This window comes from Mesorhizobium sp. B2-6-1 (assembly GCF_006440475.1).
Taxonomy (GTDB): domain Bacteria; phylum Pseudomonadota; class Alphaproteobacteria; order Rhizobiales; family Rhizobiaceae; genus Mesorhizobium.
In genome coordinates this window covers 18,328-41,462 of sequence record NZ_VFUH01000017.1, presented here as the reverse complement: position 1 = coordinate 41,462, position 23,135 = coordinate 18,328, and the positions used below count along the sequence as shown (strand labels likewise).

Sequence of the window (23,135 nt, the reverse complement as noted above, 5' to 3'; positions counted from 1 at the left end):
TGCGCGTTTTGCTTATGATTTCTGCTGCGCCCAATGACATTCTCACATTAATTGCTGATCCGCGGGTCGAGCAGGAAATAGATGAGGTCGACCGCGATGTAGACGATGAGGGAGAAGATGGCGGAGAAGAGCACAAAGCCCAGAACCGGATAGATGTCCGAATTCAGCACACCTTGCACCGCGTATTGCCCCGCCCCTCCCCACGAGAACACGATCTCGACGAGCACCGCACCGCCGATCAGGAAGCCGTAGAGCACGCTGATAATGGTGACGATCGATGGCAACGCATTGCGCAGCGCATGGCGCACGACAAGGTTCTGCGGCACCCCGCACAAAACTTCAAAGCGGCTGAAATCGGAGTCCAGCATCTTCTCCATCGTCGCCTGCGTCATCTTGAGGATGGGACCGGCATTCAGGAGCCCGAGCGTCATCACCGGCAGGACCAGATGCGCGCAGGCAGACCAGAAGGCCTGCAGGTCGCCGGCGAGAAGCGCGTCGATGGTGAGGGCTCCGGTGACCGGCGCCGGCGGTATGACGATCATGTCGATACGGCCGAGAGGCGCAGGCGCCCAGCCGAGCACGGTATAGAAGATGAAGATCAGCACGAGGGCGAACCAGAAGTCCGGTAGCGCACCGGCACTCAAGCCATAGAGATCGGACAGGCGCGCGATCCAGCCGTTTGGCTTGCGCGCCGCATAGACGCCCAGCGTTACCCCAACGATGATAGCCAGGAGCAGCGAAAGCGTGACGAGTTCGAGGGTCGCCGGGAAGCGCTGAAGCAGATCCTCGAGCACCGGCCGCGTTGTCTGCCAGGAGGTTCCCAGGTCGCCATGCAAGAGATTGCGCACATAGATCAGGAACTGCATGTAGAGAGGCTGGTCGAGCCCGAGCTGCTGGCGCAGTGAGGCGATGGCCGAAGGCGTCGCCGTGGGCCCGAGCATCAGCACAGCGGGGTCACCCGGAATGCTCTTCACCAGCAGGAAGCTCACGAGCACAATGCCCAGCAACTGCGGGATCACGAAAATCAGGCGCTTGGCGAGATAGGCCAGGATGCGCATCAGGCGCCCTCCGCCGGCCGGTCGACCCGGCGGCGATGCTCGCGTGCATCGCTCAGCAGCTGCCGGCGCTTGGACGGATCGGCCAGGACCTCGATGGACGCGCCGACCAACGAGAAGCCGAATACGGTGATCGCGAGCATCGCGCCGGGGAACATGGACGGCCACCACTGGCCGGTCACCACGTTTTGAAAGCCCATGGCGATCATGCTGCCCCATTCAGGTGTCGGCGCGCGCACGCCGGCACCAACGAAGGACAGCGCCGAGGTCAGCAGGATGCCCCAGCCGACATTGACCGATAGCTGCGCCAGCACCGGCGCCATCGCATTGGGAATGATGTGGCGCCGAATGGTCTGCATGTCCGACAGGCCATTGACCTGCGAAGCCTCGACATAGCGCATGGAGCGGATGCTGAGCACCTGCGAGCGCATGAGACGCAAGTAGATCGGCGCATTGACGAAGGCTATGGCCAGAACCACCGTCTGGATGCTCTGACCGAGGCTGGCAACCAGGGCGATGGCGAAGACGAAAATGGGAAATGCCTGCAGCACGTCGGCCGCGCGCATGACGGCGAAGGATAGCCACACGCGAATGCCGCGCCCGCTGCTGTAGAAACCAACAACAGCACCGATCGAGCCGCCAATCAGCGCCGACAGGAGCGTGCCCAGTATCGCGATCGTCAGGTCGATGCGGGGCGCGTAGATGGAACGACTGAAAATATCCATGCCGACATTGTCGGTGCCAAAGAGATGGGTGGCATCCGGCGGCTGCAGGAAGCTGGCCGAATCCGCCTCGGTCGGCGAATAGGGTGCAATGGCCGGCGCGAAGATCGCCAGCAGGGTGATCGCGATGACGATCAGATAGCCGATCGCAAATCTCGGCCGGATGACCGCCAGCCTCAGGAGAAGGCTAAGCTTCGAAGACATCTAAGATCTTTCCGATACACTAACTTGTCCCCGGAGGCGGCAGCCTCCAGGGACAAGACCTCATCAGCCGCGGCTGAAATCCTGGAACCGAAGATTATTGGACGTGTAGTAAGTGTAACCCTTGAGGTTCGCCTTACGCGCCAGCGTGTATTTCGGATAAGCAATGAAGCCCCAGGGCGCTTCGTCCATCAACGTCTTCTGCACCTCCGAGTATTTCTGCTTACGCACATTGTCATCAAGCGTGGCAAGACCGTCCTTGATCATCTGATCGACGCTCTTGTTGTCATAATTGGAATAGTTCACGTAGCTTTCGGAGTTGAAGTAGAGGTAGGTCGAGTAGCCCGGATCCGGCGTCCACGGCGAATCCAGATAGAAGATCATCGGCTTGGCGCGCTTGGTGACGTTCTCGTAAAACACGCCGGCCGGCAGCTTCTCCAACGTCAGCTCCACGCCGATCTGCTTTAGCGCGGTCTGGATCAGCAATGCGATCGGCTCCTGCGTCGGGTCGCCGGCGTTGTAGGACAAGGTGGTCGCCAGGTTCTTGGCGCCTGCCTTGTCAAGAAGCTCCTTGGCCTTGGCAAGATCATAGCCGTACGCGAAGAAGCTTTCATCCGCCATCGGGTAGATATAGGGCATCGGCGCCTTCTGCTCGTCGGCATAGCCGTAGTAGATGGTGCGGATGATCTCGTCGCGCGGGATAGCGAGGTTGATGGCACGGCGCACGTCGACATTATCGAATGGAGCGATCTTGGAGTTGAGCTCCAGCCAGATCATGTAGGACGAATTGACGGCATCCACCGCCACGTTCTGCTGCTTCTTCAGCGCCTCCAGTTCGCGCGGCTGCAGGAACTGTGCGATGTCGACCGCGCCGCCCTGCAGCAGCGAGAAACGACTGGCCGACTGCGGCACTTCGCGCATGATGACGCGCTTCATGAAGGGCTTTTCATCCCAGTAGTCTTCGCGCGCCTCGAACACGGCTTGTTGACCGCGCACGAGCTGGGCAAGGCGATATGGGCCAAAGCCAGCACTATCGTTCTTGAGGAAATTGACCGCCCACGGGTCGTCGGAGCCACCGGCTTCGGCGCATTTGGTGGCGTCGTAGATCGGGTTGGCGAGGTTACACTGCTGCTTGAGAAGCAATGGATTTGGCTGTTCGAGATTGAAGGAGACCGCATAGTCGCCTTCCACCTTGATCTGGTCAGGCGTCTTGAGACCGAGCACCGCGGTCTGGAACAGGCCTTGCCCCTTGAGGTTGAACTTGCGGTCCCAAGTCCATTTTACGTCCTTGGACGTGAACTTGTTGCCCCAGTTGGAGACGACACCCTCGCGTAGCTTGAAGGTCGCCTTGCGGCCATCGGGGGCCACTTCCCAGCTTTCCGCCAACCGGCCGCGCAAGGCGAGGTTGTTCGGCTTGTCGGTATGGACGCCGGTATCCTCCCGCAGCACGCCGGGTGCATTGGGATCATCCATCTTCTCATAGCCAAGCATGTACTCGTAGAGCGCACCGAGGGAATCGATGGAGCCCAGGCTGACGTCGAACTCGATGTCGAGGCCCTGGGGCGTCGCGGGCGCCGCGATCACCAGCGTACTGTTTGCGTCCTGCGCGAAGGCTTCCCCCAAGCGGCCGGTCGATGCAGCAAGTGCGGCACCGCCGAAGGCGGCAGTCGTTTTCAGGAACTGACGGCGCGTGGGCGCCAACCGAATTCTGGTAAAATCATCAACCATCTCTCGTTCCCCATTGGTTGCGCGAATACGCTTCGTTATCTTTCCGCTTTTGGACAGACCAAAGAGCGTAACTGACATTAATGGACAAATTGGCCTGACCGTCAATCACAAAAAATGCGAAAAATTCGTGCATTTCATGCACAAAAAAATAGCTTCTTGATTTCTTGGTCTGACCAAATTATTCAACGTCGGGTACGGCAGCGAGGAACCGAAATGCGAAAAATCTGTCTGATGACAACAGGAGGGACGATCGCATCCAAGCTGGAAGCCGAGAGCGGACATGTCACCGCAAGCGTCACAGGATCGGAGTTGCGCGCCATGCTGCACGATCCGCTCGATGGCATTGACATCGCCATCGACGAGTTCTGCAACGTCGGCAGCTATGCCATCGACCTCCCGCTCGGCTTTGCACTGGCCCAGCGGATTTCACACCACCTTCAAGGTGACTTCGATGGGGTCGTGGTGACCCACGGGACCGATACGATGGAGGAAAGCGCCTTTTTGGCTGATCTCCTTGTCGCGACTAACAAGCCGATAGTGTTCACCGGCGCACAGCACGCGGCCGATGAGGCGAACCCCGACGGCCCACGCAACCTCACGGATGCCATCCGGCTAGCCGCGTCCGAAACTGCGCGGGGCCTGGGCGCGATGATCTGCTTCGAGCAGGAATTCCATGCTGCGCGTGACGTGAGCAAGTCGCACAGTTCACGCACCGATACCTTCATCTCCTACGAGCACGGCAAGCTCGGGGAAGTGGACGGCGACCGCATCGTATTGCACCGCAAGCCGGTCCTGCGCCGCACCTACGACGCAAAAGGCATTGTCGCTGATGTCGATCTTATCAAGCTGGTCATGGGGATCGGTGACCGCTACATCCGCTTCGCCGCCCAGGATGGTGCCAAGGCCATCATTCTGGAGGGTTTCGGGCGGGGTAACGCGACGCCCGCCGTCACTGCCGCCGCGACGTCGCTTGTCGCCAATGGTACTCCCGTCATCATGACCAGTCGTTGCCAGCGCGGCCGGGTCAAGCCGATTTATGGCAATGGCGGCGGCAAGACACTCTCCGACGGGGGCGTGATCTTTGCCGGCGACTTGAGCGGCCAGAAAGCACGAGTGCTCGTGGCCGTCCTGCTCGGCATGGGCATCGAGGGCGAACGCCTGCGCCAGGAGATCGAATATTTCGGCGGCTGATGCCCGCTCTTCCACCGCCTGATTTCCGTAAGGCGCCCGTCCATCGCCGCCGTCCCATTCCTGCAGCCGAGGAACCATGATGTCAGCAAAGAAGCACAGGATCGCGGTCATTCCCGGTGACGGGATCGGCAAGGAGGTCGTCCCCGAGGGACTTCGTGTACTGGAAGTGGCGGCAAGGCGCTTCGGCATCGACCTACAGCTCGACCATTTCGACTTTGCGTCGTGCGATTACCATGCCAGGCATGGCCGCATGATGCCGGAGGACTGGAAGTCCCGGATCGGAAACCATGATGCCATCTTCTTCGGCGCGGTGGGCTGGCCGGCCATGGTTCCCGACCATATCTCGCTTTGGGGATCGCTGCTGCAGTTTCGCCGCGAGTTCGACCAATACGTCAACCTGCGCCCCGTCCGGTTGATGCCGGGCGTGCCCTCGCCGCTCGCCAACCGCAAGCCCGGCGATATTGATTTCTACGTCGTGCGCGAGAACACCGAGGGCGAATATTCATCTATCGGCGGCCGGATGTATCCGGGCACGGAGCGCGAGATCGTCATCCAGGAAACCGTGATGTCGCGCGTCGGCGTCGATCGCATCCTGCGTTATGCGTTCGATCTGGCGCAGAAGCGTCCGCGCAAGCACCTCACATCGGCCACCAAATCCAACGGCATCTCGATCACCATGCCGTATTGGGACGAGCGCGTCGAGGCGATGGCCGCCCAATACCCGGATGTCTCTTGGGACAAGTACCACATCGATATTCTGGCAGCCCATTTCGTGCTCAATCCGAACCGTTTCGACGTTGTGGTGGCATCGAACCTGTTCGGCGACATTCTCTCGGATCTCGGACCCGCCTGCACCGGCACGATCGGCATCGCCCCGTCGGCCAACATCAACCCGGAACGCCGCTTTCCGTCGCTATTCGAGCCGGTACACGGCTCGGCTCCGGACATCGCCGGGAAAGGCATCGCCAATCCGATCGGACAGATCTGGACGGCCGCCATGATGCTCGACCATCTTGGTCACGAGGAGGCTGGCCGCGCGATCGTGGAAGCCATCGAAGCCACGCTGAAGAGCGAAGCCACCCGCACCGGTGATCTCGGGGGCAAGGCCGATACCGTCACCTGCGGCAAGGCGGTGGCGGAGGCACTCGAAGGATAGGACCAAGCATGCGCATCGTCGACATCAGGGAAAAGACCGTCTCGATCGCCTCCCCCATCGCCAACGCCTATATCGACTTTTCGAAGATGACTTGCTCGGCCGTCGCCGTGATCACCGACGTGGTGCGTGATGGCAAGCCGGTGGTTGGCTACGGCTTCAACTCGAATGGCCGCTACGGGCAGGGCGCGCTGATGCGCGACCGTTTCCTCGCGCGCGTCCTCGAGGCCGATCCCGAAACACTGATCGACCATGAGAACGACAACCTTGACCCGTTCGCCATCTGGAAGACGCTGATGACCAACGAGAAGCCCGGAGGCCACGGCGAACGGTCCGTGGCGGTGGGCACCATCGACATGGCCGTCTGGGATGCCGTCGCCAAGGTCGCCGGCGTCCCGCTGTGGCGCCTGCTGGCGGACCGTTACCGGGCGGGCGTGGCGGACGAGAAAGTTTGGGTCTACGCGGCAGGCGGCTACTATTATCCCGGCAAGGATCACTCGAAGCTTCAGGCGGAGATGCGGGGCTATCTCGACCGCGGCTACAAGGTCGTGAAGATGAAGATCGGCGCGGCGCCCCTGGATGAGGATCTGCGCCGCATCGAGGCCGTGCTGGAGGTGGTCGGTGGGGGCCAGTATCTGGCTGTCGATGCCAACGGACGCTTCGACCTGAAGACCGCCGTCGCCTATGCCAAGGCGATGCAGCCATACGGCCTGTTCTGGTACGAGGAGGCCGGCGATCCGCTGGACTATGCGTTGCAGACGGAACTGGCGAACCACTACGGTGGGCCGATGGCGACAGGCGAGAACCTGTTCTCGCACCAGGATGCGCGCAACCTCTTGCGCTACGGCGGCATGCGGCCCGACCGCGACTATCTTCAGTTCGACTGTGCCCTCTCCTATGGCCTGGTGGAATACCTGCGCACGCTGGAGGTGATGAAGGCGCTTGGCTGGTCGTCACGACGCGTGGTGCCGCATGGTGGACACCAGATGTCGCTCAACATTGCCGCAGGGCTGCATCTGGGCGGCAACGAATCCTATCCCGACGTTTTCCAGCCCTTTGGCGGCTTCGCCGACGACATCGCGGTCGAAGATGGCTATGTCGGGCTACCCGATGTTCCCGGTGTCGGCTTCGAGAAGAAAGCCGAACTGTTCAAGCTGTTCCGACAATTGCACCAGCCGTGAGCGAGACGCCGGCCGTGCCGAACGACAGTTTTCAGCCTGTCAGGACGTTGCACCCGCCTATGGCGTTGCAGACTGCTTCGGTGACTTCGCGCGTCGTCGCCGCAAGATTGGGTGCGGCGACGCCGACAACCGCAACCTCCTTCGAACTCAGTGTGATATCGGCCCTCATAATGGCCATGCGGAGCAATGGCCTGATCATTCTCGGCATCTCGTGCGAGAAGCAGAAGATCATCACCGGCCTAATTCTCATCCTTGCGGTGTTTCTTTCGCTGGAACACGGCAAGATCGGCGTCATCGAGTGATGCGCCTCATGTCCACAATCGCATCGAACCACGCAGTGTCCGGGAGATCGTCATGACCAAGCCTACCGTAATCATCAGCGGCGCCGGCATCGGCATTGGCCGCGCCACGGCCCTCGCTTTCGCCAGGGTTGGCTACAGAATCTGCGTGACCGACATTCTCGAGACCGAAGGCAAGCAGGTGGCCGAAGAGATCAAGGCGGGCGGCGGGGATGCTTATTTCCGCAAACTCGATGTGACCAGATCGGATCAGGTCGACGACGTCGTGGGGGAAATCGACAAGCAGTATGGCGGCGTGGACGTCGTGGTGGCCAATGCGGGTATCGCCCACAAGGTGCCGCTGGCGCAGATGAGCGATGCCAAGTGGGACATCACAGTCGACATTGACCTAAAAGGCGTGTTCCGGATGGCACGCGCTGCCACGCCGCGCATGCGAGAGCGTCGCAAAGGCGCCATCGTGGCGGTATCGTCGATTTCAGGCATGAGCTATGGCTGGGCCGAGCATGTCCATTATTCCGCCGCCAAAGCCGGCGTTCTGGGTTTGGTGCGAGGCTTGGCCGCCGAGTTGGGCGGCGACGGGATCCGGGTCAACGGCGTCGCGCCCGGTTTCATCCGCACGGCACAATCCCTCTCCGAGGAGCACTCGATGGGTGAAGCGCGGCTGGTGGCTCAGGCTCCTTCCATTCCATTGCGTCGCATCGGCGAACCCGACGAGGTGGCGGATGTAATCCTGTTTCTGGCTTCCGACGCAGCGCGATACGTGACGGGCCAGACTTTGCTGGTAGACGGCGGGCTGACGATCAAACAAGGCTAAACATCATCATGCGTCTGCTTGCTTGTGCAACTGGTCGTCCTTTGTGCCAAGCCAAGGCGCCCCACGTTGCATCCGCTTGGCGGCGGCGTGGTGGAGGTCTATACGTATCGGCCCACTGGTGGTGCGACTGGGTTGACGGCGAGTCACCCTATGAAGCTGATCAATCCAAGTGCGTTCCAAGCCCTTAGGACCGTCGCATGCCGCTGAGCCCTCGCGAACGAATAGACTACCAGGCCATCGTCGATAGACAGCCGCTGAAATTGCCTGACGGCGTCAGGATGCCGGTGTGGCTGATCGTCAATGTCGAACATTGGGACGCGAGGCGGCCGATGCCGCGCACCGTCTTGCCGCCGCCGATGGGCATGCCGATGCTACCCGATATTCCGAATTGGTCGTGGCACGAATACGGCATGCGGGTCGGCTTCTGGCGCATCCACGAGAGCCTGACATCCCGAACAATTGTTCCGACGTTGGCCATCAATGGATCAGTGTGCGAGGTCTATCCCAGGATCGCGCATGCCGCGCACGACGCCGGATGGGAACTGATGGGTCACGGTTGGCTCCAAGGGCCGATGCACAACCTCGAAGACCAGCGCGTTGCAATTCGGCGCACAATCGGCGCGCTGTCCAAGATTTCCGGTAAGCCGCCGGTGGGATGGGAAAGCCCAGGGCTTACGGAGACCTCGGACACGGCCGACATCCTCGCTGAAGAAGGAATTCGGTACGTCGCCGATTGGGTAATGGACGACCTGCCTTGCGAACTGAAGACGACGGCCGGCCGGCTGGTGACACTCCCCTATACGGTGGAGATTAACGATGTCGCAATAATGGCTGTGGCGCAGCACTCGTCGGCGGAACTGCTCGAGCGCGGCAAGCGCCAGTTCGACCGGCTGTATCGGGAGAGCGCGACCTCGCCCCGGATCATGTCCATCAGCGTCCATCCTTATCTTAGCGGTGTTCCGCATCGGATTGGCTATCTGGAGGAATTGCTGGATTATATCTCCTCTCATCGCGACGTGGCATTCTGGACGGGCGAGCAGATCTATAATTGGTACACTTTTGCGCGGCTCCCCGCAGGGTCGGTAGAGCTGTCTGGCACGGCTATGGGTTGAAAAAAGCAAACGCTCGTCTCCACCGAAGCGCAGCATTCTCGTCGATCGGGCTGTTCGGAATGCTATTGCGGAACTGGCGGGCCCGTGGCAGCTTGGGCGAGGCGTATCCGCGCTTTGGTGAGCGCGAATTTCCGTCCGCCTTTGCGGCCGCGTGCTCTGGCGGTAGGAAGACCAGCTGGCGCATTCACGGGTCAGGTCGCGCTCCAACTCGCCAGCGTGGTGAAGACGCAAAACCACCATACGGCCGCTGCGGTCGTGGTGCGATCTACGCACTTTTCCGGCTGGTCAGGCAGGGTTCTTTACCGTATTGGCCAGGTAGGCAAGCGATCGCCCGAGGCAATCCAGCTTATAGTTCCTTAGTGCCTTGTTTTAGACGAACACGGCGAACAGACCTCAGCTACGGTATATTCCCTCGTACGCGATCCTGATCAACGAGGATATTCCTCAGTCCAAGCGACAGGGCGGCTTTCGGGTCGCACTTTTTTCTGGCGACGACTTCACGGCCGAGTTGAAGCCGTCCAACTCCTCGCCGATCTCGACAAGGGCCTTTCTGACTGTCTCCTCAACTTCCTGTCGTTTCTTCGGCGGCATCAGGCTCAGCCCCTTCAGCATCGCCTCGCGCCAGTGCTGCCCCCTGCCCCACGCTTCCGCGAGCGCTGTTGCAAGGTCGTCCTGGCGACGGGTGGCCTCCAGTGCCTCGATAAGGAGGCTGGCCTGATAGACGTCCTTTTCGCGCTTGGCGACGCCGTTTGCATCTGATTGCCTGCGAGAGGCGACGATGAGCTTGTGAACTGCATAGCGTTCCGGCGACGGCACGGTTACAGGCACCCCTGACCGATGCAGCATCACGGTCCGGATGGGCTCGTGGATGAGGAAATCAAGGAAACGCAAGGGCTGCGCCGAAGCTCTGCCCAGTGCTGGCATCGGAGTGGCATGGTCGGTGTAGTGATCGGATCCCCGGTTCGGCGTGAGGAATTCGACCTTGTATCTCGTTGCATTCTCGAATTGCGTCGCGTGTGCGGGATCCGATCTGTGCGGGATCTCCCTGAAGGTCGGGTCAATCTCTCTCAAGATTTCCAAGATCGGCGGCCGGCTGTCGTCGACTGACGAGGAGATCGAGTAGTGCTGCGCGAAATCGGCATCGCCGGTTTGCAATGAGGCACCGGGCAATCTCACGCCGAGATGTCCCGCATACGTCTGGAAGGCAACCGTACCGACGAGCACGCCTCTCAGGCGGAAGATTCCTGCTGCTCCCATTGCTCCAACGACATCGCCAGTGAACCGGTCCGGTGCAGTCAGCCCTGCTTGGCGAGTCAGCGTGGAGACGAGTTTCCGTCGCCCGCGGAGGTCTTCCTTGATCTCTTGGAAGGCTGCAACGCGTTTCGCGATCTCGGGATCATCGGACGGGCCGACATACTTCCGCGTCTTCTTGGGTTGGGTCTCCTCAAAATACCAATAATCCCGCCCCTTCACCGGAACCCGAACGAAATTTCCCGCCGTTGAGAAGTCGGTTTCGAACGATGCACCAAGGCAGCGCTGAACGAGTTCCGCATACATCGTGCGATAAACGAGATCGACCGTCTTCATGCGCCGGCTCCGTTATAAGAAAAATGAGTTTCTCTTATAACAGGATGAACTCAAGCGACGCAAGCGGTGGTTATAAGACAGTTGCAGAAATCTTATAACGCCGCCGCATCATCCAGGGTTCACGCAGACCCGTCATGCCACACATGGCGATCGATGCGCCCGGCTTTGGCCAATGCTACCGCCAACGATGCTGGAGCCGCGCCGATCAATCAGGCACCGCGTGACCGCCGCTGATCATGTGAACCATTTTGATGCCGTTTAGGATGATCGCGGCTGATCCCGGTGATTTGAAGCCGAGCATTGACCCGATGCGGCGCTTGATGCGCCGATGGTCCTGTTCGATCCGGTTACTCAGGTATTTACTCTTGCGGGTCCGGATCGGCTTCAGCCGACGCCGGGAACGATACTGCAAGCGATTTGAGTTGTCACAGGAAACGACAGCCTCCAGGGTGGGCTGGTGCTGCCAGCACCAGGTCGGCAAGCCACCAGGCCAAAAGCTCGGGGTCGGGCCGAATCGCGGCGACGCGGGCGGCGATTGCCGTTGCAGCGAACGGCACCGGCCGCTGCGATCCCGCCAGTTTTTCGATCTCCGTGCAAAGGTCGGCGAGCGCCGCGCGGTGGCAATGGAGCCCGAGCTGGTCGACGATCTTTTCGAGTCGGTCGGCGCTGCCAGCGGGCGGCTGCACGGACAGCTGCCGCCAGGCGCCAAGAACCGCGCCGGCGGGGCCGGGATCGGCGCCGGCCGGGCGCAGGTACCAGGGGTCGCGCAGGGCGTCCTCGGCGCGGCCGGCGAGCCGCATGCTGCCGGCCGCGCTTCCTATCGCGGTGAGCTCGGCTCCGGCCTGTCTGACAAGTCCGTCAAGCCCGGCTCCGCCGTTAAGTCTAAGGCGAGGCCGCGTGAACGAACACGATCTCAAAGCGCCTGTTGCGCTTTGTGAACGATGCCCTTTTCGAACCGGGAAAGAGCAAAGGCGGAAAGATTGATCGAGGGGCTGCCCTGTGTGACCCATTCGCCGAGTTGTTTGCCGATGGAAGGTCCAAGCGCAAAGCCGTGGCCGCTGAAGCCGGCCGCCACGAAGAGTTCGAGCTCTGGCTTGGGCCGATCGATGATTGGAATGACGTCGGGCGTGATATCCAGCCTGCCGGCCCAGGCGTTCTGCAGTTCGATCGTATTCAGATGCGGAAAGATCTGCCGGAAGCCAGCAAGGTTGGCCATCACCTTGCGCATATTGGGCTTCGGCTCCGGCAGCGCCTGCACGGCATTGCGGCGGCTGAAGCGCGCGGCTAATTGATGACGGAAATCGGCTCCGATGCTGAGGTGCAGTTGACGCCAGTTGTTGCGATAGGCGGGTATGAAATGGCGCATGCAGCGAAATGAGTCGACGGTGATTTCGTAATCGACTCCCATGCCGCGATAGCCGTTACCGATAATGAAATCGCCGCCCATAGAGGGGCGGAATGCAACGCGGGGACCCCACATCGCGATGCGGGTGAAGGGTGCTGCCTTCCGGGTGCGGCCGACGGAGGATTTGACGATCTGGATAGGCAGGTGCAGGCCGGCCGAAGCGGCCAGCACCGGTGCGCCGATGCCGTTTGCCAAAACGACGGTTTTTGCTTCGAAGATCCCGTTAGACGCCAGGAGCCTCGGTCTGTCCTGCCTGTCGAGGTCGAGCCGGAAAACCGGTGTATCTTCCAGGATAGTGACTCCGGCTTCGCGTGCCGCAGCCGCGATGGTCCGGGTCGAAAGAGCCGGATCGGCATGGGCGTCGTCGGCGGTGAAAAGTCCGCCGCGCCATTGCCCAGCCAATTCGGGGATTGTCTGACGAACGTCCGCGGCATCCAGCAGGCGCGTCGAAAGGCCGAAGCTGCGCGCAATATCGTGGCCGCTGCGGATCCGATCCTCATCGGCAGCGGTTTCCGCGGGGACCAGGATTCCGCTGCGGGTGAACTGCGTCGCCTGTGTGCCGTATCTCGAGGTCAAGTCCGCCCACAGTTCCAAGGCTTCGACCGCGAGCGGCAGCTCGGCTTCATGCCGTCCTTGCCGGCGGATGAAACCCCAGGCACGGCTGGATTGTTCGGAAGCGATCTTGCCGCGCTCGAAGATTGTTACCGACCTCCCTTTGCGGGCTAGGGAAAGAGCGGTCGAGCAGCCGACAATTCCTCCACCGACAATGGCCACGTCCGTTTGAAAGGTGCCCATCTATGTTCCTTGCCCGATCCTTCGCCGCGACAATAACAGGAGAAGGCAGCCGCGCGTGGCATAGGGCTATGCCGGATCGGCATAGATGCGCGCCCGGCTTCAATTGCGGTGGAAGATATCGTCGATCTGACGCAGGACATCGCGGCGCGATGCCTTGAGGCTGGAAATGAATTCGCGCGCGACGCGCGAGGGGGAACGGTGTGTCGGATAAAGCATGCCGAGACGCAGGCTGACCGCGGGCTCGAAGGGAATGGAGCGCACTCCCGGATGCTCGCGAAAATCGAACGCCGTGAAGGGGTCGATCAATCCGATTCCCAGCCCCTTGGCCACCATGTTGGCGATGGTGCTAAAAAGCTGGGCTTCAAGGACAATGCGGCGCTTAACGCCGTAGCGGTCGAAAATCTGGTCGGCGAGTTGCCTCCCCAGATGATTGTGGGTGATGGAGATATAGCGTTCGTCGCGTAAATCTTCCGGCGTCAGCCGTGCCTTCTGCGCCAGCCGATGATGGCTTGGAACCGCCATCAGATAATGCGCGGAGCAGAATTCCTCGATTTCGATGCCGGAGCGGTCGAAGGGATATTCGGCGATGCCGACATCCACAAGCTGGCTGGCGACGAGTTCTTCTATGCGCGGCGACATCTGGATACGCAGCGAAATGCGGCTCTCCGGCCGGCTTGCCGTGAAGCGGGCGATCGCCGAAGGCATGAAGTCCATTGCCAGCATCGGCAGCGACGCCGCCGAGACCATCCCGGAATTGGCGACCTGCATTTCGCGGGCGATCTCGCGGATTTTGTCGATCGACACGAAGGCACGAAGAACCTCCTCATGCAGCAGGAGGGCTTCCGGCGTGGGATTGAGGTGCCCGCCGGACCGGTCGAACAGGGTCACTGACAAAGATGTTTCCAATTGACCCAGAAGCCGGCTTACGGCCGGCTGGGAAACGCCGAGAAGCTCCGCGGCCCCGATGGTGGTCTTTGCAGTCATCGTTGCCTTGAAGGCTTCGAGTTGCCTGATGTTCAAGCCGCCTCTCCTTTGCAGCCTATAACGGAACTGCATAGCGTCCATAATTCCCCTTATTTGACAATGGGATCGGCGCGAAGTCCGATTGATGAGGCGGTGACCAATCGCCGGACCGCGACATTTGTCGCCAATAATTGCAATGGGAGGATTGGGCAATGGATTTATGGGTGAAGTTCACGTCGATCGCCGTCGTGGCTGGCGCGGTCCTTGCGGGAGTTGCCGCAAAGGCGGACGCGGCCAATGATCGCTTCAAGGAAGTCCTTGAACGCGGCACGCTGCGGGTCGGAGTGCAGGGTGCCTATCCGCCCTGGTCCTATCGTGACCCCGATGGCAGGCTCGTCGGGATCGAGCCTGATCTCGCTGCGGATGTCGCCGAAAAGCTGGGCGTCAAGCTGGAACTGGTTCAGATCGAATCCGCCAACCGCATGCAACTCCTGCAGCAGGGAAGGATCGACCTCATCCTCGGGGCGATGTCCGACCTGCCGGAGCGACGCAAGGTCGTCGGGATGGTGCAGCCAGCCTATTGGGTATCGGGCGCCAATGTCATGGCCAAGGCCGGACTGATCAAGAGTTGGGAGGATCTCAGCGGCAAGCCGCTTTGCGCCAAGCAAGGCCTTTTCTACAATACCGTGATCGCTCAGGCCTATGACGCCAAGATCATTTCCTTTTCCGGCAATACGGAAACCAAACAGGCCCTGCGCAGCGGCAAATGCGCAGCGTGGCTGTCGGACGATACGGCGATCCAGCAGTCGTTGAGAACCGAAGGCTGGGATGGTTACGAAATGCCCCTGAAATCCCGTTATCACAGCTATTGGGCGGCAGGCGTTCCACTGGAGGAGCGCGACGGCATCTGGGGAAAATTCATGACCGGCATGAGCCATGGCTGGCATGCCTCCGGCAAGCTCATCGAACTTGCCGAGAAATGGAAAGTGGTCGCGGATCCGTGGTTCGAAGCCGAACACGAAAAGCTGCTTGAGGCTGACAACACGAAAATGGACAGCCAGTAGTCTCAACGCGACAGGCGCGCCGCCAGGCCGGTTGGCGGTCGACAGACAGCCTTTGTCGAGCCGCCGGCCGGAGACGGAAAAGCTCCATTTTGAGACCGGTGGACGCGGTCCTCCGGTCGATTTTTTTCAACTCTTGGTTCGATCGGCCCGGCGCGGGCGCCTGCGCCAAGCGGATCCATAGTTGCAAACAAGCAGGGATATCATGCGCCTTTCACTCGATGAACTTTCCGGATCAGTCTTCGACGTCGCCATCGTTGGTGCCGGCATCAACGGCGCCGAAACAGCGCGTTGCCTCAGTGCTGCCGGCTATTCGGTGCTGCTCGTCGACAAGAGTGATTTCGCCGCCGGCGCCAGCGGACGGTCTTCGCGGCTCCTTCATTGTGGTCTGCGTTATCTCGCGCCCGGAAAATCCGTCTGGGAATTCGTGCGCCAGCCGCAGCGCTTCCTGACCGCGTGCCGGATGGCCCGGGCGGCGATGCAGTCACGGGCGCAATTCGTCCGCGACACGCCCGACCGTATACGCTCCATGAGGTTCTGCTTTCCCGTCTACCGTGGAGGCCCTTATAGCGGGTGGCAGATCGATGCGGCGTTCCGCATCCTGAAATCCCTGGGCGGCCGCGAGGTGCCGCTGAATTACCGCCGGTTATCGGGCGCAGAAGTCGCGCAGATGCCGCTTCTCCAGCATCTGCGCGACAAGCAGGCGCTCCAGTCGGTCGCCATGTTCGACGAATACCAGTTCGACTGGCCCGAACGGGTGGTGGTGGATGCGGTGCTGGAAGCGCAGCGTCTGGGTGCGTCGGTACGCAACTATACCGAAGTCACCCATGCGGCGCAGCAGGGCGATCTGTGGCAGCTGGAGCTCGGCGATACGCTGGATGCTGCCGCCCGGCCCGTTCACGTCGTCGCGCGCAGTGTTTTCAACATGGGCGGGATATGGATCGACCGCATTAATGCGCGCGTCGAGGCTGGGCGGATCGGTCGTCGCATCACCGGCACCAAGGGCGTGCATATCGTGGTCCGCCTGCCGCCCGAATGCAGCCGTTTCGGCATCGCAACGCTCAACCGGCTGAATGAGGGGCTGTACTGTATCCCGTGGCGTGGCCTGCATTATTTCGGACCGACCGAAACGTTGTATGACGGCGATCCCGACGACATCCATCCGACCGAGGAGGATTTCGAGTTCCTGCTCGGCGAAGCCAATCATCTCCTGCCGACGCTCGATATCAGGCGGTCCGACATTCTCTATGGCTGGGCGGGCGTGCGGCCGCTCACTTACGATCCGGCGCAGCCCATGGGCGCACGTTCGCGGCAACTGCATGACTTCGGTCCTGAAGGAGCGCCCAACCTGTTCGCCATGACGGCAGGGCCGATCATGAGCCATCGCTCGGCAGGGCAGCTCGCATTGACGGCACTGGGCAAGGGACTGGCACCGTCACGGCCGAGCCAGCAGCCGGATTTCGCTTCCAGGAGCGTTCCGCGCGAAACCGGGAACAGCTCACGCGAGGACAAGCTTTCGATCATGCAACGGGGCGTGGAGAGCGAGCATGCCGAGACCATCGACGATCTGCTGGTACGCCGCAGCGGCCTCGTCTGGAACGACGACCCGCTTGGCGAAGACGTGGACCTGGCAGCCGAGGTGCTTGCCAAGGCGCGCTCATGGTCGGCGCAGAGGAAGCGGCAGGAGGCTGCTTCCGCCCGGGAGGCTATCGCCCATCGGCTGCACATTGATCCGCCCGCTTGACCCAATATCGGGCCCACCTGCCACCAGAGGCAGTGTTTCATGCCCTCTTTGCAGGACAGTCCGCGCCTTGAAGCCGTCAAAGATAATGACAGCCTGCTGATGGATAGATGCTACACAGCCGGTACGCGATCGCGGGAATCGCGATTACGGGACGAATGGCTTTGCAGGGAGTCCGGGGAAGACCGGTGCGCCATGACAAGTACGTTGAACCTTCTGCACTACTCGGCATTTCGCGCCGTCATGCTCACCGGCACCGTCAGCGGCGCGGCCGAATTGCTGGGGCGCAGCCAGCCGGCCGTCAGCCGGCTTCTCGACAAGCTGGAATACGAGCTTGGCGTTTCGCTTTTCGAGCGCCGCAGGGGCCTGATCACGCCGACCACCGTGGCACACCTGTTACTCGACGAGATCGAGCGAGCCTATGTCTCGCTGGACGCGTTGAGCAGCTTCGCAGCACGGTTGGCAAGCGGGGAAGGCGGCGAGATCAGCCTTGCGGTCATGCCGGCGCTGGGCATCAATTTCGTGCCGCATCTGCTGGCCGATTTCAGGAAGAACTGGCCGAAGACCAAGGTCACGCTGAACGTGCGCATGTCCGTCAAGATCGAGGAATGGGCGGCCGCGCAGCAGATTGATTTCGGACTGGCGGAAACACCGTTCAAGCGCTCCGGGTTCCGGACCGAAGTCTTCAGTGACGCGCCCTATATCGCGGCTGTTCCGCGCGATCATCCGCTCGCCGGGCGCAGCCGGCTCGGCCCGGCCGACCTGCGCCAGGGGCCATTCATTTCCTGGACTTCCTTCGTCTCGGCACGGCATCTCCTCGATCAGGCGCTGCTGTCCAGTAGCGTCAAGGTGGATGCCGCCTATGAGACGACCTTTTCGGTGTCGGCCTATGAAATGGTCAAGCACGGGATCGGTATTGCGATCATCGATCCCTACACCGCGGTCGAGCAGTTGGACGACCGGGTCAGGCTGATCCCCTTCGCGCCGAAGATCCCGTTTAACGTTGCCCTGCTGCGCCCGGAGTCGCGCGGGCCCAACCCCGCCGCCGATGCCCTGCTGGAGCTGATGGCGCAAAAGCGCGATCGGATCCTGAGACAATTGCCGGACCAGGACGATATGCACACTACGCATATCAATCGCCGATAATTCTATTTTGAACATTTCGGTATCAGCGCTTTATTGGCGTGATCGACCGTCCAGGAAAACAGGCCGCCAATGTCGCCTAGAATTATCGAGATGCAGGGCCGGGACTACGATGTCGTCGTGGTCGGCGCCGGCATCAACGGTTCGAGCGCGGCGCGAGAACTGGCCGCAGCGGGTTACAGCGTCCTCCTGGTCGACAGGAGCGATTTCGCCGCCGGCGCCTCCAGCCGATCCTCGCGCATCCTGCATTGCGGCCTTCGATATTTCGAAACGCCCAACCCGATCCGCACCTTTGCGTTTCATCCGCAGCGCTTCGCCGCGGCCTTGCGCATGGCGCGGGCGGGGATGGAAGCGCGAACCGAACTTGTCGGGCGGAGCCCGCAACGGTGCAAGCCCTTCACCATGTGCTTTCCGATTTATCCGGAGAGCCCCGTCCGCGGCTGGCATTTGGATCTCGGTTTCCGCATCCTGCGCCGTCTCGGGCCACCGGAACCGGCGCTCGCCTATCGTCGGCTGAAGAGTGATTTCGAAACCCACCTGCCATTCGCAAACGACCTGCGGGACCCCGAAAGTCTGCGGTCGATTGCCACCTACCGTGAATACATCATGGACTGGCCGGACAGGCTGTGCGTGGATGCCGCCCTCGACGCCGAGCGAAACGGCGCCGAAATACGCCTGTTCTGCGAAGCTTCCGTTATACGTAGGAAGCCGGAAGGCTGGCTCGTCGAACTGCGCGACGGTAAGGGGGAAGCGGCCGAGGTTCGCGCGTCCGTCGTGCTGAACATGGCCGGCACCTGGGTGGACGCGGTGAACGCCAATCCCGTCGCCGGCAAGCCAGCGCCCTGCCTTGTTCGCGGCACCAAGGGCGCTCATATCGCGGTCAGGCTGCCGGATTCCTATCGCGGCTACGGCATCGCCACGATCAACCGCAGCGGTATGCCGTTCTATTGTCTGCCTTCGCATGACGACTGCTTTTATTTCGGGCCGACGGAGACGCCTTTCGACGGCGACGCCGCCGGTGCCGCAGCCACCAACGAAGACATCGATTTCCTGCTTGCGGAAGCCAGTCACATGCTTCCCGGCCTGCGGCTCGGCCGCCGCCACGTCGAATTCACCTGGGCCGGCGTGCGGCCGCTCACCTTCGATGCAGCCGAGCCGATGGGGCGGCGCACGCGTCAGATCCACGATCTCGCATCTGCCGGCAGGCCGGGTATCTTCGCGATGACGGCAGGGCCGGTCATGAGCCATCTGAGCGCAGGGCGCGAGATGCTGCGGATCGTCGAGAAGCAACTGAAGCCGACGCGCAAGTCCGTGGCGAGGCGGATCCCGGAGACAGGCGACAGCGGTGCGGAGTTCGCAATTTCGAGGCCGCTTTCGCAAGGCAGGCGCGCCGCTTTCCGCACAGCGGTTTCGGTCGAGCATGCCCGCGACCTGAAAGGTATTCTCTATACGAGGACAGGCCTCGCCTGGCGCCGCCATCTCGACCGCGCCGAGGTTGAGGAGGCTGCCGATGCCATTGCCGATCTGGTCGGCTGGGCGCCGGAGCGGACCGTCAGTGAAATCGACGGGTTCATCCGATACCAGAAGACGGCGTTCCGCGCCGCATCGGACCTTCCAATTCAGCCGACAACACACAAAATGGGAGATGTAGAAGCATGAAAATCGGATCAGCACTGAAAACCATCGCCGCCCTTGCAGTCACGCTGGCCGCAAGTGCGATCCTTCCCGCCAGCAGCGCGCAGGCGGCCGAATCGCATCTGCAGCAGATTCTGGAACGAGGCGCCGTGCGTGTCGGCGTTCTCGGCGCGTTCAAGCCCTGGTCCTTCCCATCGCCGGATGGTTCGATGCAAGGCATCGAGGTGGACCTCGCCCAGTCGGTAGCCGATGCGCTCGGCGTCAAGCTTGAGCCGGTCGTGGTCACGTCCGCCAACCGCATGCAGTTCCTGCAGCAGGGCAAGATCGACGTCATCATCGGCGGCATGTACGACACCACTGAGCGGCGCAAGGCGGTCGGCATCATCGAGCCGGCCTATTGGACGTCCGGTCCGACCCTGCTGGCCAAGGAGGGTGTCATCAAGGACTGGAAGGACATCGCCGACAAGCCGGTCTGCGCCAAGCAGGGCGTCTACTACAACAAGCTGGTGGAGACGGAATATCACGCCAAGGTCGTCGCCTTCACCGGAAACACGGAGGGTAAGGAAGCCTTGCGCTCCGGCAAGTGCATCGCCTGGGTCTATGACGATGCGAGCATTATGGCCGACCTCGCTTCGGGCGAGTGGAAGGGTTATGAGATGCCTGTTTCCGTTCTCTTCGACAATCCCTGGGCGGCCGCGGTGCCCGTGGCGGAAGTGGACAAGGCCTTGGGCGTGTTCATGGCAGGCATGGCCTATCGCTGGCAAGCGTCCGGAAAGCTGGTCGAGCTTGAAAAGAAATGGAAGGTGAAGCCGTCGCAGTGGATCGCCGAGCAGCACAAGAAGGCTGAGTGGGACACGAGCTACCTGAAGGGCGGCAACTGAGCCGATGCTCTGCGAAACGCTGATCGATGACCGGCTGCCGGAGCTAAAATGTTCCAGTTGATCGCGCCCTTCTTCCAGGATCTCTACGACCGCACGGGCCTCAATTTCATCGTCTTCTACGACAGCTATGAATATGGGCGCTTCCTGTCCGGCATCAGCATATCGCTACAGCTGATCTTCTGGTCGATCGTCGTGTCGCTGGTGATCGGCGTCTTGGGGGCCTGGGCGCAAAGCGCCCGGTCTCCCGTCCTGCGGGTGCTGATGGATGCCTATATCCAGGCATTCCGCAACACGCCGCCGATGATCCAGCTCCTGTTCTTCTATTTCGCTCTCGGCGCCTTCACGCCGCAGGTCGATGTTGGCGGCTATTACCAGCCGCTGATCTCGTCCTTCGCCTGGGCGATCATCTCGCTCGGCATTTTCGGCGGCGCCTTCAATGTCGAGATCTTCCGCGCCGGCTTGGAGGCGGTGCCGGGATCGACGAAGGAAGCAGCCGAGAGCCTGTGCATGAGCAAGTGGCAGATATACCTGTATGTCACCCTACCGCTGGCCTTCCGCATCAGCCTGCCGGCCCTCACCAACAATCTCGTCAGTCTCGCCAAGACGACATCGCTCGCCTACGTCATTTCCGTCCCGGAGATGACCTATACGCTGAACCAGGTGTGGTCGGACAATGTGAACGTGCCGGAGATGATGTTGCTCCTGTTCCTGTTCTATGTGCTCGTCGTCTCGCTCCTGGCCGCCGGGCTCCATTTCATCGAGCACAGGCTGACCCTGCCGGGATACGGCCAATGAGCGGCGCGGCTTTCCGTATCGAAAGGGGCCGCTTCGCAGAAGAAAGCTTCTGCTCGCGCATCCATTGGCGGCACGGGCTGTGGCTGGTGCTCGCCTTCTTCGGCTCGCTTGCCTTCGCCTATGCCCAATCGGACCCCCAGCAGCAGGCCCCGTCGGCCATCGCCACGCTGATCCTGTGGCTGCCTTTCATTCTCAAGGGTTTCGCTCTCAATCTCCTGATGAGCTTCATCGCCATGGCGGTCGCAACCCTTCTGGGGATCGGGCTGGGATTGCTGCGGGTCAGCCGCTCGAAGCTGTTGCGAACGCCCGCATGGTTCGTGACGCATCTGTTCCGCAATTCGCCGTGGCTGGTGATCCTGTTCACGGTCATGCTGCTGGTGCCGTTCGAGATGCGCCTGCCCGGCGCCGGAACGGTGGCGATACCGGACTGGATCAAGGCCACCTTCGCCTTTTCGCTACCGGTGATGGCCAATATCAGCGAGGTGCTGCGCGGCGCCATCAACTCCATCCCGAAGGGTCAGTGGGAATCGGCGGAGAGCCTTGCCTTCACGCGTGGCCAGACCTTGCGCTGGATCATCCTGCCGCAATGCGTCAGGCGCGCCATTCCGCCATGGATGAACTGGTACGCATTGCTGGCGCTGGCGACGCCGATGGCCTCGATCCTCGGTGTGCACGAGGCGGTCGGCAATGCCCAGGCCGCCATGGAAGCGGCGGGCGCGCGGCCGGAATTCCTCATTCCGTTCTATCTTTTTCTTTTGTGCCTGTTCTTCGCCTACATCTATCCGATCGCAATCTGGACGCGGAAGCTCGAGCGAAAATATGTCGTTGCAAGTTAAATCGAATACCGACGAAGCAAAGCTGAAATCAGGCTGGTCGCCGGACATGCCGATCATATCGCTGCGCGACGTGCACAAGTCCTTCGGCGCCCTGGAGGTGCTGAAGGGGATCAGCTTCGATGTCCGCAAAGGCGAGGTGATCTGCGTCATCGGCCCGTCCGGCTCGGGTAAATCGACGCTGATCCGCTGCATCAACGGGCTCAGTCCTGTCCAGAAGGGCTCGATCAAGGTCGAAGGGCAGGAGGTGAACGACACCAAGCTCGATCTTCTCGCGCTGCGCAAGAAAGTCGGCATCGTGTTCCAGCAATATAATCTCTTCCCGCACAAGACGGCCCTGCAGAACGTCATGATGGCGCCGGTCCTGGTGCTGAAGGAGCCGAAGAGGGAAGTCGAGGAGCGCGCCCGCGCGCTGATCGCCAAAGTCCGCCTGCAGGGCAAGGAAAACGCCTATCCGGGAGAACTGTCGGGTGGCCAGCAGCAGCGCGTCGCCATTGCGCGCAGCCTGGCCATGCGCCCCGACATCATGCTGTTCGACGAAGTCACGGCGGCGCTAGATCCCGAGACGGTGAAGGAGGTGCTGCTCACGATCAGGGAACTGGCGGCAGAGGGCATGACCTGCATCCTCGTCACCCATGAGATGGGATTCGCCCGCGAGGTGGCGGACCACATCTATTTCACCGACCGGGGCGTGATCGTGGAGCACGGCCCACCGGACGAGTTTTTCACCAAGGCGAAGGATCCCAGGACGAGGCAGTTCCTGAGTCAGGTTCTTTAGGGCCGCAGGCCCTCGGACTAGGAGTTTAGGCCCAAGACCCTTGGGCCTCGGAAATTGAACCA

General features: G+C 61.4%; 21 protein-coding genes and 1 pseudogene. 14 read left to right on the top strand and 8 right to left on the bottom strand.

All coding sequences use genetic code 11. From position 1 onward, the window contains the following. Positions 1-47: 47 nt before the first annotated feature. The 3 genes from FJ443_RS26885 to FJ443_RS26875 all read right to left on the bottom strand — a co-directional run bounded on the left by FJ443_RS26885 (position 48) and on the right by FJ443_RS26875 (position 3,706). Entirely contained in the window at positions 48-1,058 is a 1,011-nt protein-coding gene (locus FJ443_RS26885; protein WP_210239621.1) for an ABC transporter permease, read from the bottom strand. Beyond that, a complete protein-coding gene (locus tag FJ443_RS26880; protein WP_140523273.1) occupies positions 1,058-1,981 on the bottom strand; it encodes an ABC transporter permease in 924 nt (307 codons plus the stop codon). The genes FJ443_RS26885 and FJ443_RS26880 overlap by 1 nt, the downstream gene beginning before the upstream one ends. 63 nt (positions 1,982-2,044) lie before the next feature. Beyond that, a complete protein-coding gene (locus FJ443_RS26875; RefSeq protein WP_140560030.1) occupies positions 2,045-3,706 on the bottom strand; it encodes an ABC transporter substrate-binding protein in 1,662 nt (553 codons plus the stop codon). 213 nt (positions 3,707-3,919) lie between these two features. Between FJ443_RS26875 and FJ443_RS26870 the strand changes: the two genes are divergently transcribed. From FJ443_RS26870 to FJ443_RS26845, 6 genes are all read left to right on the top strand, one after another. Then, complete coding sequence (locus tag FJ443_RS26870) at positions 3,920-4,897, top strand: asparaginase (protein WP_140523267.1); 978 nt, start codon at positions 3,920-3,922, stop codon at positions 4,895-4,897. Between the two features lie 79 nt (positions 4,898-4,976). Then, positions 4,977-6,053, top strand: coding sequence for a tartrate dehydrogenase (locus FJ443_RS26865; RefSeq protein ID WP_140523264.1), 1,077 nt, complete (start codon positions 4,977-4,979; stop codon positions 6,051-6,053). An 8-nt stretch (positions 6,054-6,061) separates the two neighbouring features. Then, positions 6,062-7,231 carry a mandelate racemase/muconate lactonizing enzyme family protein gene (locus FJ443_RS26860; protein ID WP_140523261.1) on the top strand — a complete coding sequence of 390 codons (1,170 nt, stop codon included), beginning with the start codon at positions 6,062-6,064 and terminating at the stop codon, positions 7,229-7,231. Next, a complete protein-coding gene (locus tag FJ443_RS26855) occupies positions 7,228-7,533 on the top strand; it encodes a hypothetical protein (protein ID WP_140527984.1) in 306 nt (101 codons plus the stop codon). The genes FJ443_RS26860 and FJ443_RS26855 overlap by 4 nt, the downstream gene beginning before the upstream one ends. Positions 7,534-7,585: 52 nt before the next feature. After that, entirely contained in the window at positions 7,586-8,344 is a 759-nt protein-coding gene (locus FJ443_RS26850; RefSeq protein WP_140523255.1) for an SDR family NAD(P)-dependent oxidoreductase, read from the top strand. A 197-nt stretch (positions 8,345-8,541) separates the two neighbouring features. Continuing rightward, positions 8,542-9,456 carry a polysaccharide deacetylase family protein gene (locus FJ443_RS26845; RefSeq protein ID WP_140523252.1) on the top strand — a complete coding sequence of 305 codons (915 nt, stop codon included), beginning with the start codon at positions 8,542-8,544 and terminating at the stop codon, positions 9,454-9,456. A 444-nt stretch (positions 9,457-9,900) separates the two neighbouring features. On the opposite strand, the gene FJ443_RS26840 is transcribed toward FJ443_RS26845, so the two are convergent. The 5 genes and pseudogenes from FJ443_RS26840 to FJ443_RS26820 all read right to left on the bottom strand — a co-directional run bounded on the left by FJ443_RS26840 (position 9,901) and on the right by FJ443_RS26820 (position 14,263). Further along, positions 9,901-11,043 (bottom strand): GSU2403 family nucleotidyltransferase fold protein, encoded by a 1,143-nt coding sequence (locus tag FJ443_RS26840; RefSeq protein WP_140523249.1) that lies wholly within the window; start codon positions 11,041-11,043, stop codon positions 9,901-9,903. Between the two features lie 205 nt (positions 11,044-11,248). Continuing rightward, a pseudogene (locus tag FJ443_RS26835) lies at positions 11,249-11,488 on the bottom strand (DDE-type integrase/transposase/recombinase); the annotation flags it as partial. Then, a complete protein-coding gene (locus tag FJ443_RS31995) occupies positions 11,469-12,053 on the bottom strand; it encodes a DUF1403 family protein (protein WP_140523247.1) in 585 nt (194 codons plus the stop codon). The gene FJ443_RS31995 and the pseudogene FJ443_RS26835, both read right to left, overlap by 20 nt. After that, the gene (locus tag FJ443_RS26825) at positions 11,957-13,243 is read right to left on the bottom strand and encodes an FAD-dependent oxidoreductase (RefSeq protein WP_140523245.1); all 1,287 of its coding nucleotides are present in this window, start codon (positions 13,241-13,243) and stop codon (positions 11,957-11,959) included. The genes FJ443_RS31995 and FJ443_RS26825 overlap by 97 nt, the downstream gene beginning before the upstream one ends. Positions 13,244-13,342: 99 nt before the next feature. Next, positions 13,343-14,263, bottom strand: a complete 921-nt coding sequence (locus FJ443_RS26820; protein ID WP_181165427.1) for a LysR substrate-binding domain-containing protein — start codon at positions 14,261-14,263, stop codon at positions 13,343-13,345. 155 nt (positions 14,264-14,418) lie between these two features. Between FJ443_RS26820 and FJ443_RS26815 the strand changes: the two genes are divergently transcribed. The 8 genes from FJ443_RS26815 to FJ443_RS26780 all read left to right on the top strand — a co-directional run bounded on the left by FJ443_RS26815 (position 14,419) and on the right by FJ443_RS26780 (position 23,073). Then, positions 14,419-15,270, top strand: a complete 852-nt coding sequence (locus FJ443_RS26815; RefSeq protein WP_140523240.1) for a transporter substrate-binding domain-containing protein — start codon at positions 14,419-14,421, stop codon at positions 15,268-15,270. Between the two features lie 202 nt (positions 15,271-15,472). Then, positions 15,473-17,011, top strand: a complete 1,539-nt coding sequence (locus tag FJ443_RS26810) for an FAD-dependent oxidoreductase (RefSeq protein ID WP_140523237.1) — start codon at positions 15,473-15,475, stop codon at positions 17,009-17,011. Between the two features lie 48 nt (positions 17,012-17,059). Then, positions 17,060-18,154 (top strand): LysR substrate-binding domain-containing protein, encoded by a 1,095-nt coding sequence (locus tag FJ443_RS26805; protein WP_224684691.1) that lies wholly within the window; start codon positions 17,060-17,062, stop codon positions 18,152-18,154. Between the two features lie 69 nt (positions 18,155-18,223). After that, complete coding sequence (locus FJ443_RS26800; protein ID WP_140523234.1) at positions 18,224-19,810, top strand: FAD-dependent oxidoreductase; 1,587 nt, start codon at positions 18,224-18,226, stop codon at positions 19,808-19,810. Continuing rightward, positions 19,807-20,667 carry a transporter substrate-binding domain-containing protein gene (locus FJ443_RS26795; RefSeq protein ID WP_140523232.1) on the top strand — a complete coding sequence of 287 codons (861 nt, stop codon included), beginning with the start codon at positions 19,807-19,809 and terminating at the stop codon, positions 20,665-20,667. The genes FJ443_RS26800 and FJ443_RS26795 overlap by 4 nt, the downstream gene beginning before the upstream one ends. A 48-nt stretch (positions 20,668-20,715) precedes the next feature. After that, a complete protein-coding gene (locus FJ443_RS26790; protein ID WP_140499588.1) occupies positions 20,716-21,462 on the top strand; it encodes an amino acid ABC transporter permease in 747 nt (248 codons plus the stop codon). Further along, positions 21,459-22,298, top strand: coding sequence for an ABC transporter permease subunit (locus tag FJ443_RS26785; protein WP_140523229.1), 840 nt, complete (start codon positions 21,459-21,461; stop codon positions 22,296-22,298). The genes FJ443_RS26790 and FJ443_RS26785 overlap by 4 nt, the downstream gene beginning before the upstream one ends. After that, entirely contained in the window at positions 22,282-23,073 is a 792-nt protein-coding gene (locus FJ443_RS26780) for an amino acid ABC transporter ATP-binding protein (RefSeq protein WP_281405127.1), read from the top strand. Before FJ443_RS26785 ends, FJ443_RS26780 begins: the two co-directional genes overlap by 17 nt. Positions 23,074-23,135: the final 62 nt, after the last annotated feature.

What these genes read in the sequence shown, in the direction of transcription:
- FJ443_RS26865 (WP_140523264.1), top strand. Translation starts at nt 4,977, where the DNA reads ATGTCAGCAAAGAAGCACAGGATCGCGGTCATTCCCGGTGACGGGATC.
- FJ443_RS26790 (WP_140499588.1), top strand. Translation starts at nt 20,716, where the DNA reads ATGTTCCAGTTGATCGCGCCCTTCTTCCAGGATCTCTACGACCGCACG.
- FJ443_RS26785 (WP_140523229.1), top strand. Translation starts at nt 21,459, where the DNA reads ATGAGCGGCGCGGCTTTCCGTATCGAAAGGGGCCGCTTCGCAGAAGAA.
- FJ443_RS26880 (WP_140523273.1), bottom strand. Translation starts at nt 1,981, where the DNA reads ATGTCTTCGAAGCTTAGCCTTCTCCTGAGGCTGGCGGTCATCCGGCCG.
- FJ443_RS26810 (WP_140523237.1), top strand. Translation starts at nt 15,473, where the DNA reads ATGCGCCTTTCACTCGATGAACTTTCCGGATCAGTCTTCGACGTCGCC.
- FJ443_RS31995 (WP_140523247.1), bottom strand. Translation starts at nt 12,053, where the DNA reads ATGGGTCACACAGGGCAGCCCCTCGATCAATCTTTCCGCCTTTGCTCT.
- FJ443_RS26800 (WP_140523234.1), top strand. Translation starts at nt 18,224, where the DNA reads ATGTCGCCTAGAATTATCGAGATGCAGGGCCGGGACTACGATGTCGTC.
- FJ443_RS26870 (WP_140523267.1), top strand. Translation starts at nt 3,920, where the DNA reads ATGCGAAAAATCTGTCTGATGACAACAGGAGGGACGATCGCATCCAAG.
- FJ443_RS26780 (WP_281405127.1), top strand. Translation starts at nt 22,282, where the DNA reads ATGTCGTTGCAAGTTAAATCGAATACCGACGAAGCAAAGCTGAAATCA.
- FJ443_RS26825 (WP_140523245.1), bottom strand. Translation starts at nt 13,243, where the DNA reads ATGGGCACCTTTCAAACGGACGTGGCCATTGTCGGTGGAGGAATTGTC.
- FJ443_RS26815 (WP_140523240.1), top strand. Translation starts at nt 14,419, where the DNA reads ATGGATTTATGGGTGAAGTTCACGTCGATCGCCGTCGTGGCTGGCGCG.
- FJ443_RS26845 (WP_140523252.1), top strand. Translation starts at nt 8,542, where the DNA reads ATGCCGCTGAGCCCTCGCGAACGAATAGACTACCAGGCCATCGTCGAT.
- FJ443_RS26860 (WP_140523261.1), top strand. Translation starts at nt 6,062, where the DNA reads ATGCGCATCGTCGACATCAGGGAAAAGACCGTCTCGATCGCCTCCCCC.
- FJ443_RS26885 (WP_210239621.1), bottom strand. Translation starts at nt 1,058, where the DNA reads ATGCGCATCCTGGCCTATCTCGCCAAGCGCCTGATTTTCGTGATCCCG.
- FJ443_RS26850 (WP_140523255.1), top strand. Translation starts at nt 7,586, where the DNA reads ATGACCAAGCCTACCGTAATCATCAGCGGCGCCGGCATCGGCATTGGC.
- FJ443_RS26795 (WP_140523232.1), top strand. Translation starts at nt 19,807, where the DNA reads ATGAAAATCGGATCAGCACTGAAAACCATCGCCGCCCTTGCAGTCACG.
- FJ443_RS26875 (WP_140560030.1), bottom strand. Translation starts at nt 3,706, where the DNA reads ATGGTTGATGATTTTACCAGAATTCGGTTGGCGCCCACGCGCCGTCAG.
- FJ443_RS26840 (WP_140523249.1), bottom strand. Translation starts at nt 11,043, where the DNA reads ATGAAGACGGTCGATCTCGTTTATCGCACGATGTATGCGGAACTCGTT.